This is a genomic window from Janthinobacterium sp. 17J80-10 (assembly GCF_004114795.1).
Lineage (GTDB): Bacteria > Pseudomonadota > Gammaproteobacteria > Burkholderiales > Burkholderiaceae_D > Paucimonas.
Genome location: NZ_CP035311.1, coordinates 1,893,936 through 1,906,385, shown reverse-complemented (window position 1 = coordinate 1,906,385; position 12,450 = coordinate 1,893,936). Strand labels below are relative to the sequence as shown.

Annotated in this window: 15 protein-coding genes; 2 read left to right on the top strand and 13 right to left on the bottom strand. The window is 59.3% G+C overall.

Annotated features, from left to right (window positions below; translation table 11 throughout):
- Nucleotides 1–58: 58 nt before the first annotated feature.
- From EKL02_RS08665 to EKL02_RS08625, 9 genes are all read right to left on the bottom strand, one after another.
- On the bottom strand, nucleotides 59–589 hold the full coding sequence (locus EKL02_RS08665; RefSeq protein ID WP_128901674.1) for a protein YgfX: 531 nt from the start codon (nucleotides 587–589) through the stop codon (nucleotides 59–61).
- 57 nt (nucleotides 590–646) lie between these two features.
- Nucleotides 647–1,897 carry a beta-ketoacyl-ACP synthase II gene (gene fabF / locus EKL02_RS08660; protein ID WP_128901673.1) on the bottom strand — a complete coding sequence of 417 codons (1,251 nt, stop codon included), beginning with the start codon at nucleotides 1,895–1,897 and terminating at the stop codon, nucleotides 647–649.
- Nucleotides 1,898–1,926: 29 nt separating this feature from the next.
- Nucleotides 1,927–2,166: an acyl carrier protein gene (gene acpP / locus EKL02_RS08655; RefSeq protein WP_009664389.1), complete on the bottom strand. Its 240-nt coding sequence runs from the start codon at nucleotides 2,164–2,166 to the stop codon at nucleotides 1,927–1,929.
- A gap of 121 nt (nucleotides 2,167–2,287) precedes the next feature.
- Nucleotides 2,288–3,049: a 3-oxoacyl-ACP reductase FabG gene (fabG, locus tag EKL02_RS08650; RefSeq protein ID WP_206732473.1), complete on the bottom strand. Its 762-nt coding sequence runs from the start codon at nucleotides 3,047–3,049 to the stop codon at nucleotides 2,288–2,290.
- A complete protein-coding gene (gene fabD / locus EKL02_RS08645; protein ID WP_128901672.1) occupies nucleotides 3,046–3,978 on the bottom strand; it encodes an ACP S-malonyltransferase in 933 nt (310 codons plus the stop codon). The genes fabG and fabD overlap by 4 nt, the downstream gene beginning before the upstream one ends.
- A gap of 24 nt (nucleotides 3,979–4,002) precedes the next feature.
- Entirely contained in the window at nucleotides 4,003–4,989 is a 987-nt protein-coding gene (locus EKL02_RS08640) for a beta-ketoacyl-ACP synthase III (protein ID WP_128901671.1), read from the bottom strand.
- Between the two features lie 7 nt (nucleotides 4,990–4,996).
- Nucleotides 4,997–6,061 (bottom strand): phosphate acyltransferase PlsX, encoded by a 1,065-nt coding sequence (gene plsX / locus EKL02_RS08635; protein ID WP_128901670.1) that lies wholly within the window; start codon nucleotides 6,059–6,061, stop codon nucleotides 4,997–4,999.
- 140 nt (nucleotides 6,062–6,201) lie between these two features.
- Nucleotides 6,202–6,384: a 50S ribosomal protein L32 gene (gene rpmF, locus EKL02_RS08630; protein ID WP_119784849.1), complete on the bottom strand. Its 183-nt coding sequence runs from the start codon at nucleotides 6,382–6,384 to the stop codon at nucleotides 6,202–6,204.
- A gap of 100 nt (nucleotides 6,385–6,484) precedes the next feature.
- On the bottom strand, nucleotides 6,485–6,988 hold the full coding sequence (locus EKL02_RS08625; RefSeq protein WP_128901669.1) for a YceD family protein: 504 nt from the start codon (nucleotides 6,986–6,988) through the stop codon (nucleotides 6,485–6,487).
- A gap of 116 nt (nucleotides 6,989–7,104) precedes the next feature.
- Between EKL02_RS08625 and EKL02_RS08620 the strand changes: the two genes are divergently transcribed.
- Nucleotides 7,105–7,734 (top strand): Maf-like protein, encoded by a 630-nt coding sequence (locus EKL02_RS08620; RefSeq protein WP_128901668.1) that lies wholly within the window; start codon nucleotides 7,105–7,107, stop codon nucleotides 7,732–7,734.
- On the top strand, nucleotides 7,731–8,483 hold the full coding sequence (locus tag EKL02_RS08615; protein WP_128901667.1) for an SAM-dependent methyltransferase: 753 nt from the start codon (nucleotides 7,731–7,733) through the stop codon (nucleotides 8,481–8,483). The genes EKL02_RS08620 and EKL02_RS08615 overlap by 4 nt, the downstream gene beginning before the upstream one ends.
- Nucleotides 8,484–8,492: 9 nt before the next feature.
- Here EKL02_RS08615 and EKL02_RS08610 read toward each other — a convergent pair whose 3' ends face one another.
- From EKL02_RS08610 to EKL02_RS08595, 4 genes are read right to left on the bottom strand one after another with little or no spacing between them, the layout of a single operon-like run.
- The gene (locus EKL02_RS08610; RefSeq protein WP_241687840.1) at nucleotides 8,493–9,515 is read right to left on the bottom strand and encodes a S49 family peptidase; all 1,023 of its coding nucleotides are present in this window, start codon (nucleotides 9,513–9,515) and stop codon (nucleotides 8,493–8,495) included.
- A 19-nt stretch (nucleotides 9,516–9,534) separates the two neighbouring features.
- A complete protein-coding gene (locus tag EKL02_RS08605; protein ID WP_128901665.1) occupies nucleotides 9,535–9,903 on the bottom strand; it encodes a Rieske 2Fe-2S domain-containing protein in 369 nt (122 codons plus the stop codon).
- A 5-nt stretch (nucleotides 9,904–9,908) separates the two neighbouring features.
- Entirely contained in the window at nucleotides 9,909–10,568 is a 660-nt protein-coding gene (locus EKL02_RS08600) for an HAD-IIIA family hydrolase (protein WP_128901664.1), read from the bottom strand.
- A 6-nt stretch (nucleotides 10,569–10,574) separates the two neighbouring features.
- On the bottom strand, nucleotides 10,575–11,642 hold the full coding sequence (locus EKL02_RS08595; protein WP_128901663.1) for an RluA family pseudouridine synthase: 1,068 nt from the start codon (nucleotides 11,640–11,642) through the stop codon (nucleotides 10,575–10,577).
- Nucleotides 11,643–12,450 lie beyond the last annotated feature (808 nt).

Below are 12,450 nucleotides of genomic sequence, written 5' to 3'. Positions count from 1 at the left end.
ACGTTATTGACTAATGGCAACTGCAGAAGTTCAATTGCAACTCGCGACGTTACAAAATTTAACGTTCTACCTGATCATTGTGCGCGGCTATCCAATGGCACGCAACCGACAGGGCCCGGAAATGTTCTGCACTAACGCTGTCGCGCAGGATGAGCACATTTCTGGTGACCTGCCCCTTGGCCTGCAGGCGCAGCAGCAGCAATTGGGGCCAGATGGTCGAGTCCGGAAGCAAGTTGACAATCGTGCCTGCGGCATCCTCGACCGGTCCTTCCTGACCTGCCTGTACTGCCTGCCTGTGCCCTTTTTGCAGCCCTGTGACACTGCATGCCTTATCTTCTGCCACCCTGATTTGTCCGTGCTCGGAAATATCAATACGTAGTGATTTTCCGGGCGAAATTGCCGTGTATGCAGCCCAGCCAGGCATGACACTCAGGATGACTGTCAGCGCAACACGCAGGACAAGCGGAAGATCGATCAGGGCGCCAAAGGCAAGCTGCCAGGCGACTGCGGCCACACCCGCGCAAAAGATCGCCAGCAGAAGCGCAAGGCGCCTTGACGGCATGACCACGGTGGAGACCGCGATGGACATGGAAGGGGGGAGTAAAGGAGAAATCCCGCACCTCTGGCAAGGTGCGGGAAAGCGGAATCAGGCCTTGCGGAAGACCAGGGAACCGTTGGTGCCGCCAAAGCCGAAAGAGTTCTTGACGGCGATGTCAATCGGCATGGAACGCGCCGTATTGGCGCAATAGTCCAGGTCGCAGGCAGGATCCTGGTTGAAGATATTGATGGTTGGCGGCGACACCTGGTGATGCAGTGCCAGCACCGTAAACACCGATTCCAGGCCGCCTGCGCCGCCCAGCAGGTGACCGGTCATCGACTTGGTCGAATTGACCACGACTTTCTTGGCATGATCGCCCAGGGCGCGCTTGATGGCGGTCGTTTCTGCGACATCGCCCAGCGGCGTCGACGTACCATGCGCATTGACGTAATTCACCTGGTCGGCATTCACGCCTGCATTACGCAAGGCGGAGGCCATGCAACGGCGCGCGCCGTCACCATCTTCGCGCGGCGCAGTCATGTGATAGGCATCGGCGCTCATGCCAAAGCCCAGCAATTCGGCATAAATCTTCGCGCCACGCGCCTTGGCATGCTCGTACTCTTCCAGCACCATGACACCGGCGCCTTCACCCAGCACGAAGCCATCGCGGTCCTTGTCCCAAGGACGGGATGCGGTAGCCGGGTCGTCGTTACGCGACGACAAGGCGCGTGCGGCGGCAAAGCCACCCAGGCCCAATGGCGAAATGGTCGATTCGGCGCCGCCAGCAATCATGACATCGGCGTCGCCATACTCGATCAGGCGACCTGCTTCACCGATGCAATGCAGGCCGGTGGTACAGGCAGTGACAATCGCCAGGTTCGGCCCCTGCAATCCGTACTTGATCGACAGGTGACCCGAGATCATGTTGATGATCGAAGCCGGTACAAAGAAAGGAGAAATGCGGCGCGGACCACGCTTTTCCAGCTCGGCGTGCGTTTCCTCGATCATCGGCAAGCCGCCGATACCGGAACCGACGATGACACCAATGCGCTCGGCATTGGCTTCCGTCACCTCGAGGCCGCTATCCTGGAACGCCTGGATGCCAGCCGCCATGCCGTAATGGATAAAGGTATCCATCGTGCGGGCTTCCTTGCTCGACAAATATTCGTCGACATTGAAGCCCTTCACCTCGCCGGCGAAGGTGGTGGAAAAAGGCGTGGCGTCAAACCGCGTGATGGTGGCGATGCCAGACTTACCTTCGATCAATGCATTCCATGCATCGGTGACGGTATTGCCCACCGGTGAAATGCACCCCAAGCCGGTGACGACCACCCGACGGCGTTGACGCGAGCTGCTCAAGCGTTTCTCCTTGTGATACGAATAACGAATTAGGCCTTGACGTGGGCCTTGGCGTAATCGATCGCTTGTTGCACGGTAGTGATCTTCTCGGCTTGTTCGTCCGGAATTTCCATTTCGAATTCGTCTTCGAGTGCCATCACCAGTTCCACGGTGTCGAGCGAATCAGCGCCGAGGTCGTCAACGAACGAGGACTCGATTTTGATGTCGGCTTCAGCGACGCCCAGTTGTTCAGCGACGATTTTTTTAACGCGTTGTTCGATATCGGACATGTTATGGCTCCAGAGTGATTACAGAAAGTGCGCGCATTTTATCAGGTTTGCGCAATGAAAAATCACTTTTAGCTAATTTCTCGATTATTCAAGAACATCAGCTAAAAGTCCCAAAAAATCATTAACTCATGTACATGCCGCCATTCACGTGGAGCGTCGCCCCAGTGATATAGCCGGCTTGGGGTGAAGCCAGGAAGCTCACGGCGGCAGCAATGTCGTCCGGCGTGCCAAAGCGGCCCAGCGGAATTTGCTGCTGCAAGGCAGAAACCTGCTGCTCGTTGAGCGCCTTGGTCATGTCAGTATCGATGAAACCGGGGGCGATGCAGTTAACAGTAATGTTACGGCTGCCGATCTCACGCGCCAGTGCCCGGCTCATGCCGGCAACGCCTGCCTTGGCAGCAGCATAATTCATTTGCCCGGGATTCCCGGCAGAACCAACCACCGAAGTAATATTGATGATGCGACCATGCTTGGCTTTCATCATGCCGCGCAGTACGCCGCGCGCCAGGCGGCCCACCGCAGTCAGGTTGGTGGCGATGACGGCATCCCACTCCTCATCCTTCATGCGCATGGCGAGTTGATCTTGCGTGATGCCAGCATTATTGACCAGGATGGTCACCGTACCGAATTCCTTCTGGATCTCATCGATCAGCGCCGTGCAGGCCGCGCCATCATTGACGTTCAGAACTGCACCCTTGCCAGCTGCCGCACCGATTTCTGCCAGGTAGGCGGAAATTGCTGCGGCACCCGCGTCCGAGGTGGCAGTGCCAATGACTTTTGCGCCCTGGCGCGCCAGTTCGCGCGCAATGGCCTGGCCAATACCGCGGGAGGCGCCGGTGACCAGCGCGACTTGATTATCGAGATTCAGGTTTTGTGCAGTCACTTCGAGAGCTCCAATACTTTTTCCAGGGTCGCCTGGTCGAACATTGCTTCACCGGTCAGATCGCCATTGATACGCTTGGTCAGGCCAGCCAGGACCTTGCCGGGGCCGCATTCGACCACGTGGGCAATACCCTCGCCAGCCATTTTCTGCACCGTCTCGACCCAGCGCACCGGGCTGGCTGCCTGGCGCACCAGGGCATCCTTGATGGCGGACGGATCGTTGACGATGGCGACATCGACATTATTAATCAGGGGAATCTGCGGGGCAGTGAAATTCACCCCGGCCATGTATTCGCGCAAACGGTCCGACGCGGGCTTAAGCAGGGAAGAATGGAACGGCGCCGACACCGGCAGCGGCAAGGCGCGCTTGGCACCCTTGTCCTTGGCTGCCTGGCAAGCGCGTTCGACGGCTTCCTTGTGGCCGGCGATGACCACTTGTGCCGGCGCATTGAAATTCACCGGCTCCACCACCTGCCCCTGCGCGGCTTCCGCGCAGGCAGCGCGCACCTCATCATCGGACAAACCGAGAATGGCGGCCATGCCACCCTGGCCGACCGGCACGGCTTCCTGCATCACCTGGGCGCGAAAACGCACCAGCGGCACGGCATCCCTGAAGGCGATGACACCGGCTGCCACCAACGCGGAATACTCGCCGAGGCTGTGGCCGGCGACCAGCGCCGGCACGGGACCGCCCGCCGCGATCCAGGCACGGTAGGTTGCCACTGCGGCGGTCAGCATCACGGGTTGGGTATTGGTGGTCAGGTCGAGGTCTTCCTTCGGACCTTCGGCGATCAGCTTGCCGAGATCGAATTGCAGCGCATCGGATGCCTCGGCGATCGTTTGCTCGACTGCCGCGTTACCGGCAAAGCCATTCAGCATGCCGACCGCTTGCGAGCCCTGGCCGGGAAATACAAAAGCGAATTTGCTCATAATTTAATCAAAAAATCTGTGCAGTTAAAATTTCGCCAGCACCGCGCCCCAGGTGAAGCCGCCGCCGACGCCTTCCATCATGACATTGTGTCCGGGCTTGATGCGGCCATCGCGCACAGCGCAATCGAGAGCCAGCGGGATCGAAGCAGCCGACGTATTGCCGTGCTGGTCCACTGTCACCACCATTTTTTCCATCGGCAAGCCAAGCTTTTTGGCCGTGCTTTGCATGATGCGGATATTCGCCTGGTGCGGCACCAGCCAGTCGATCTGGGAGGCTTCCATTCCTGCCGCTTCCAGTGCTTCGTGCGCAACTTTTTCCAGTACCGATACCGCCATCTTGAACACCGCCTGGCCATCCATGACCAGGAAGGCGCTGCCTTCGATGGCGCCACCGCTGGGCTTGCCGGGCACGCAGAGAATATCAGCGTAACGGCCATCGGCGTGCAGTTTGGTGGCAAGAATGCCCGGCTCGGCAGATGCGCTCAGCACCACGGCGCCGGCGCCATCGCCGAACAGCACACAGGTGCCGCGGTCGTCAAAATTCAGGATGCGCGAAAACACTTCAGCGCCGATCACCAGCACTTTCTTGTTGGCGCCCGACTTGATGAAGTTATCGGCAATCGATACGGCATACGCAAAGCCGCTGCATACCGCCTGCACGTCAAAGGCGCCGCAACCGTTGGTGATGCCGAGCTTGCGCTGCACCACGCAGGCGGTGCTGGGAAAACCACCCAGAAAATCCGGCGTCGAGGTCGCCAGGATGATCAGGTCAACGTCTTCGGGCTGCAGGCCGGCCGCATCAAGCGCGCGCTTTGCTGCTTCCACCGCGAGATCGCTGGAATGCATATCGGCATCGGCGAAATGGCGCGCCGAGATGCCGCTGCGGGACACGATCCATTCGTCCGAAGTCTCGATACCCTTTTCTGCAAGTTGCGCCGCAAGGTCATGATTGGTCACGCGCCGGGGTGGCAGATAGCTTCCGGTGCCGATGATTTTGCTATACAGGCTCATGTGCTCTTTATTGAATGGAGGCTGGAACGGCTGCTGCCGGCACTTCTGCCTGCGGCATCAATTCTGCAATACTAGCGGAAATGCGCGACAGGACATCGTTTTTCGCAGCATCATAGGCACGCCGGATCGCCCATTCGTAGGCGTAGGCATCGGCGCCGCCATGACTCTTGAACACCAGGCCGCGCAGGCCAAGGAGACTGGCGCCATTATAGCGCGCAGGATTCATGCGTTTCGAAATCGCTTTCAGGGCGCCGCGTGCCAGCAGCGCTCCCAGCATGTTGAGCGGATTGCTCTTGAATTCGGTGGTCAGCACCACCTTGAAAAAGCGCGCCAGCCCTTCGGATGCCTTCAGAACGACATTCCCGACGAAACCGTCGCACACCACGATATCGGTGGTGCCCTTGAAGATGTCATTACCCTCGACATTACCGTAGAAATTGAGCACACCCTTTTCATGGTCGGCGCGCAAGAGCTGGGCGGTCTGCTTGACCACCTCGTTGCCCTTGATGTCCTCTTCCCCGACATTCAGCAGGCCCACCGTCGGCTTTTGCCGGTTCTCGATTGCCGCCACCAGGGTCGACCCCATCAGCGCAAACTGATGCAGATGCACGGCCTCGCAATCGACATTGGCGCCGAGATCGAGCATGTAGGTAGGCTTGTCCTTCTGATTGGGAATCAGGGTGCAGATGGCAGGACGGTCCACGCCGGGCAGGGTTTTCAGGACATACCGGGAAATCGCCATCAGCGCGCCGGTATTGCCGGCGGAAACGCAGGCCTGTGCACGGCCATCCTTGACCATGGCAATCGCCACCCGCATCGAGGAATCCTTCTTGCGGCGCAGCGCCACTTCCAGGGAGTCGTCCATGGTGACGACTTCCTCGGCATGCACGATGGACAGGCGCGGATGATCCGCGGCGCGGCGCTTTTTCAGCTCTGCGCGGATCACTTCTTCCCGGCCGACCAGGATCAACTCGGCATCGGCTTCGCGACTGACAAATGAAATGGCTGCGGCAACGGTGACCGCTGAGCCGTGATCTCCGCCCATGCAGTCGATGGATATTTTAATTGTCATTGTTTTGATTCTGGCGCCACGTATCGGGTGGGCCAGATTGTGCGCGGCTCAAAATGACGCGAAAGGCAGCTGGAAACACAAAAAACGGCGCCGGCCATACTGCGCTCCACGCCGTTTCTGCATGCCTCGACAACGAAGAATTACTCGTCGTTCTTGGTCTTCAGGACCTTGCGGCCACGATAATAGCCGTTCGGGCTGATATGGTGACGCATGTGGGTTTCGCCGGTGGTCGGCTCGACTGCCAGTTGCGGGGCGGTCAGATGGTCGTGCGAACGGTGCATGCCGCGCTTGGACGGGGATTTTTTGTTTTGCTGAACAGCCATGATTACTCCTAAACCTAAGATTCCAAAATTTTAACACAACCCTGATGCAAACTCACCCAATCTTGCACTATGGAGAGCCGGCATATTCTTGCCTTGCAAACTAGCGTTTCCAGTCTTTCAGCACACCGAAAGGCGATGGCGCCTTGTCGAGATCCACCGCGCCTGCTGCCTTGCCGGACTGCTCCGGACAAACATCATGCCGCGGTGACACCGGCAATGCCAACAACGCCTCGTCCTCGACCAGATCGGCGAGATTGAACTGCCGCGAACCCGCGATCACTTCAAGCGACTCGTCATCGAGCGACGCTTCCAGCTCGTCGGCCCCTGCGTCATCCTGCGCGAGAACCAGCACCGATTCGGCATCGAGCTCGAACGCATAAGGCGTCAGGCAACGCTGGCACATCAACTGCACCGTGCCCGTCACCGCCAGCGCCAATTGCGGATGCCCAAGCGCATGACGCCCGCCAGTCAGCGACCAACGCACCGTGCCTTTGGCATTGACCGCCTCCGCTGCCAGCCTGGGCAAATCGGCGACAGCGAACTCGCCCTCGCGTACTTCTGCGAGCCGGCAAAATTCAAATGCATCGATCAGAATGGCTTCCATGCGCCTGACTAGTCCGGAAAACCTGCGATAATAACAGGCTTTTCCTTTATTCGTCAAAGCCTTAGCGCAAATTAGCGCCTTGGCTGCATGCTTTATTCGCTGAATGCCACGTCAATATGACAAATTCATCACAAACCCTTGCCCCGCCCCGCCTTATTCTGGGCTCGAGTTCCCGCTATCGCAAGGAATTGCTCGCGCGCCTCGGCCTGCCTTTTGAGGTCCGCATACCCGATATCGACGAGTCCCCGCGCGCGGACGAGGCGCCTGAAGCAACCGCCCTGCGGCTGGCACAGGAAAAGGCGCACGCAGTTGCCCGCCAAAATCCAGGCTGCCTGGTGATTGGTTCAGACCAAGTCGCGACACTGGATGGCGCACAGATCGGCAAGCCGGGTACGCATGAAAATGCCTTAAAGCAACTTCAAACCATGCGCGGGCGCCGGGTCATCTTCCACACGGCCCTCTGCCTGTGGGATGGACGAAACGACCAAAGCAAACAAGCCGCCCAGCTGGTATGCATTCCTACTTTCGTGACGTTCCGCGACTTGCCGGACATGGAACTGGACGCTTACCTGCGCATCGAGCAGCCTTACGATTGCGCCGGTAGCGCAAAAAATGAAGGCCTGGGCATCGCCCTGCTGGAAAAAATCGAAAGCAGCGACCCCACCGCTCTGACTGGCCTGCCCCTGATCGCCCTGACCTCCATGCTGCGGCATGCCGGCGTAACATTTTTCAGCAAATCACCATGACCGGCACCCTGTACCTGATTCCCAATACCCTGGGCCCCGGCGATGCCGGCGCCGCCGATCCGCTGGCAGCGCTGATTCCCACCGAAGTACAGGTCCTGGCGGCGCGACTGGATTGTTTCATTGCCGAAAATACCAAGACCACGCGCGCCTTCCTCAAGCTGATTGCGCTCCAGCATCCGCTGGCCAGGCCACTGCAGGAAATCGAGATCGCCGAATTGAATGTCAACACGGCGGAAGCGGCGTTGCCGCAATTGCTGCAGCCGCTATTGGCAGGACGCGACGCCGGCCTGATTTCAGAGGCTGGCGTGCCAGCGGTGGCCGATCCCGGCGCCAACCTGGTACGGCTGGCGCATGCCCGCGGAATCCGGGTGCGGCCCTTGGTCGGCCCATCCTCCCTGCTGCTGGCAGTGATGGCCAGCGGCCTGAATGGCCAGAGTTTCGCCTTCAACGGCTACCTGCCCATCGATGCCGCCCAGCGCGCAAAACAGATCAAGCTGCTGGAAGAACGCTCGCGCAAGGAAAAACAAACCCAGCTCTTTATCGAAACACCTTACCGCAACGGCGCCTTGCTGGAAACGCTGGCAGCCACGTGCCAACCCGGCACGCTGGTATGTGCAGCCACGGATCTCAGCCTGGAGAGCGAATCGATCGCAACCCAGGCTGCCGGCGCCTGGAAGAAGCAGCTTGCCGCGGGCAAAGCGCCGGACCTGCACAAGCGGCCGACGGTATTTCTCCTGCTCGGCCAGTAAGGAAAATAATCAGCGCAGGCTCGGACGCGCGCCGCCCCAGAGCGACTGCCAGGCCCCCTCACCGACGGCGGCACCGAACTTCTTCAGGACCCGGTCGGAAAGCTTCTCGTGTTCGGTGTAGTCGACGATTTCCTCGACCTTCAATTCATCGCGCGCCACGCTGTCGACCGTGCCAAAGCCGTCCGCCAGGCCCATTTCAACCGCCTTGCTGCCGCTCCAGAACAAACCGGAGAAGGTATCCGGAGACTCCTTCAGGCGACTGCCGCGGCCAGTGCGCACCACGTCGATGAACTGCTGATGGATTTCTGCCAGCATTTCCTTGGCATAGGCTTGCTGCGCATCGCTCTGCGGGCTGAACGGATCCAGGAAACCCTTGTTATTGCCGGCGGTGAGGAGGCGGCGCTCGACGCCAAGCTTGTCCATCAGGCCGGTAAAGCCGAATCCATCCATCAGCACGCCGATCGAGCCGACAATGCTGGCCTTGTTGACGAAAATCTTGCTTGCCGCAGCGGCGATGTAATACCCGCCGGAAGCGCACATTTCATCCACCACCACATAGAGCGGCTTTTTCGGATACTCGGCGCGCAGGCGCGTAATCTCGTCGTTGATCATGCCAGCCTGCACGGGGCTTCCGCCCGGGCTGTTGATGCGCAGGATGACACCGACCGATCCGGCATCCGCAAAAGCGCGGTTCAGCGCGGGAATGACGGAATCGGCGTCACCGCTGCCGCCGCCGGAGGCGATCGCGCCATCGATCTCGATCAGCGCCGTATGGGGACCGCTCACTTCTGCAGAGGAAGCGCCCATGTCGAAAGCCCGCCACAGCGCAAAAACGACCAGCGCAAGGAACGTCAGCCTGAAAAAGATATTCCAGCGGCGCCGCGCGCGCTGCTCGCGCAAGGTGGCAAAGGCCAGCTTTTCCAGCACGTCGCGCTCCCAGCCATCCTTGCGGGCCAGGCCTGCGTCCGCGGCTGCGGCAGCAACCGGCGCACGCCCGTCACTTGCCGGCACGTTTTGAAAATCGTTTTCCATATCCATCCCTGTCATTGAATCAGGCCCTTGCGGGCGTGAGGTAATCATCCGTTTGCCAGTACACCATGCCATCGTTTTCCACCACCACGATCGGCCGCAGGCGCCCACCCTTGCAAGGGCCGCCGGCGCAATGGCCGGATTCCGGCAAATACACCGCGCCATGGGTGGAACACATCAGGTACAGGCCGCTGGAATCGAAAAACTCCCCTTCGTTCCAGTCCAGCTCGATCGGCACATGCGCGCAACGGTTCAGGTAAGCGCGCGCCACGCCATCGAAGCGCACCACGAAGCCGCCCGCATCTTCGCCGCCGGCAGTCAAGGGAAAGCGCAAGCCCTTTCCGCCTTCGTCGAGCGCGTCCGCCGCGCAAATCGGGATCAGGTCAGCCATGGCAATCAGGCATGCTCGCGCAGCCAGGCATGCAGTGCCGGCACCGAGTCGGCCGCATAAAGCGGCGCGAGCGCCTGCAGCTCGTGCGGAGGATGCGCACCGTAATGCACGGCAACGCCTGCAGCACCGGCATTGACTGCCATCTGCAGGTCGTGCGTGGTGTCGCCGATCATCACCGTGCGCGCCATGTCCTGCCCCAGTTCGCGCGTCAGCTCATTCAGCATCGCCGGGTGCGGCTTGGAAAAGGTCTCGTCGGCGCAGCGGGTCGCATCGAAGAAAGAGATCAGCTCTGCGCCGTGCAGCGCACGCGTCAGGCCGACGCGGCTCTTGCCGGTGGCAACCGCAAGGAAATACCCTTGCTGCGACAAATCCTGCAGCATCTCGCGTACGCCGTCGAACAGGGTCAATTCATGATCCTGGCTGAGGTAATGGTAGCGATAGCGCTCGACCATGCGAGGGTAATGCTTAGGCTCCAGGCCGGGCACGGCCTTTTGCAAGGCTTCCTGCAAGCCCAGGCCAATCACGTGCGCCGCCATCTCGCGCTCGGGCACCGGCAAGCCCAGATCGCGTGCCGACGCCTGTATACACTTGATGATGGCGCCGGTGCTATCCATCAGCGTGCCATCCCAGTCAAAGACGATCAAATCAAACTGTTTTCTTGCCATAATTGCCTACCGCGTTGCCGCCTGCCCTTTTGTTTTTGCCATGCCTGCCGTTGCATCGTCCTGCGTCATCGCGCCCTGCGCCTCCAGGCTTTTCAGAAAACTCGTGCATTCCGGCGGCAGGGGCGCATTCAGTGTGATTTCCTTGCCGCTGTGCGGATGCACAAACGTGATCTGGTGCGCATGCAGGAACATGCGTTTCAATGCCTTGCGTGCGCCCTCGGCCTTTTGCAAGGCGCGGTTGAGCGCGAAATCGCCGTATTTGTCGTCACCGAGAATGGGAAAACCGCTGGAAGCCAGATGCACGCGGATCTGGTGCGTGCGGCCGGTCTTCAACTCGGCTTCCAGCAATGTATAGGGGCCGTACTTGCGCTTCAGCTCAAATACGGTATGCGACGCCTGGCCGTCAGCCTGCACCCGCACCCGCCGCTCGCCATCCGCCGTGGTGTATTTAAACAGCGGCAACTTCACATGCTGGCGGCGGTTTTGCCAGTCGCCCTGTACCAGCGTCAGGTAGCGCTTGTCGAATTCACCCTCGCGCATGTGCTCATGCAAATGGGTCAGGGCCGAGCGTTTTTTTGCCAGCAACAGGATGCCCGAGGTTTCACGATCGAGCCGATGCACCAGTTCCAGGAACTTGGCTTGCGGCCGCGAGGCCCGTAATTGCTCGATTACACCGTAACTCACGCCCGAGCCGCCATGGACAGCCACGCCGGCCGGCTTGTCGATTACCAGCATGTGCTCGTCTTCGAGCAGGATCGCAAATTCGCATGCCGGCGCCGTCTGGGCCGGCTTTTCGGCCATGCGCAATGGGGGTATGCGCACCACGTCATCTTCCTGGAGACGATAGGTCTGGTCGATCCGGCCCTTGTTGACGCGTACTTCGCCGGAACGCAAAACCCGGTAGATATGGCTTTTGGGCACGCCCTTGCACACCCGGATCAGGAAATTGTCGATACGCTGCCCCGCCTCTTCCGCCGTGATCGTCACAAGTTGAACTTGCGGCAAGACTTGCGACGGCGGGGACAACGGCGGGGTTTTCGCGGTTTCCCTGGAATTTCTCGCTAAGTCTTTCATTTTAAATATATTACTTTATCGGCAACACCCTCGGTCCAAGGGTTATTACAAGGGGGAATAAAACACATATTCTACACAGGGGCGGCGGTCCGGGTCTGATTAACTGCGAAGCGGCAAAAATGCTTACCAAGCAGCCAATGGACAGATGGGCAAGGACGTGAATCTCGTGGAATTGCGCATTGCGACAGAAAATATCGCTAAGTCCTTCATTTTGAATATATAATTGTTTCGCAATGGGCATAACCCAGAGCATGTGCGCGAATAAAAAGAGCATTCTGCACGGAGGCATGTCCATCGGCCTCACCGAATTGGAAATTCGATGGAAAAGCAGTGTATGCACATCGCTGCGCGAGTCGTGGTCGCACCGCAGTTGCGATCGGATAGCGCGCCGCGATGCTGGATATGAATGCCCGGATAGAAAAGATAATGCCGGCAAGCTTGCCTGATCAGGGAAGCTCGCTGGTTGATAATGTTGCAGCCGTTTTGCCATTTGCAAACCGGTGCATTGCCTGAAAGTTTGGTTGCTGGCCCTTGGTGCCTGTATTTCGATACGCCCAAAATTGGCCCGACCGCGCCTGGCAATGCAGGTAACAATATCTGCGCCCTATTGCGGCACGCGCTTGAAACCAGGCGCGACCGCACGCCAAGGCAATTCTCTCCCCCGGGCGCTCTGTCCACGCGTACATCCCAGTACTTTTTGCTGCAAGTTAGCGGTTTGCGTCGTCATTAAAGAAATACAAAGGCTGGTCATGAAGCCGTCGACTGTCCCTGGCATTGCTGCCAGCGCCCTGCGCTGCACTTGCCGGCC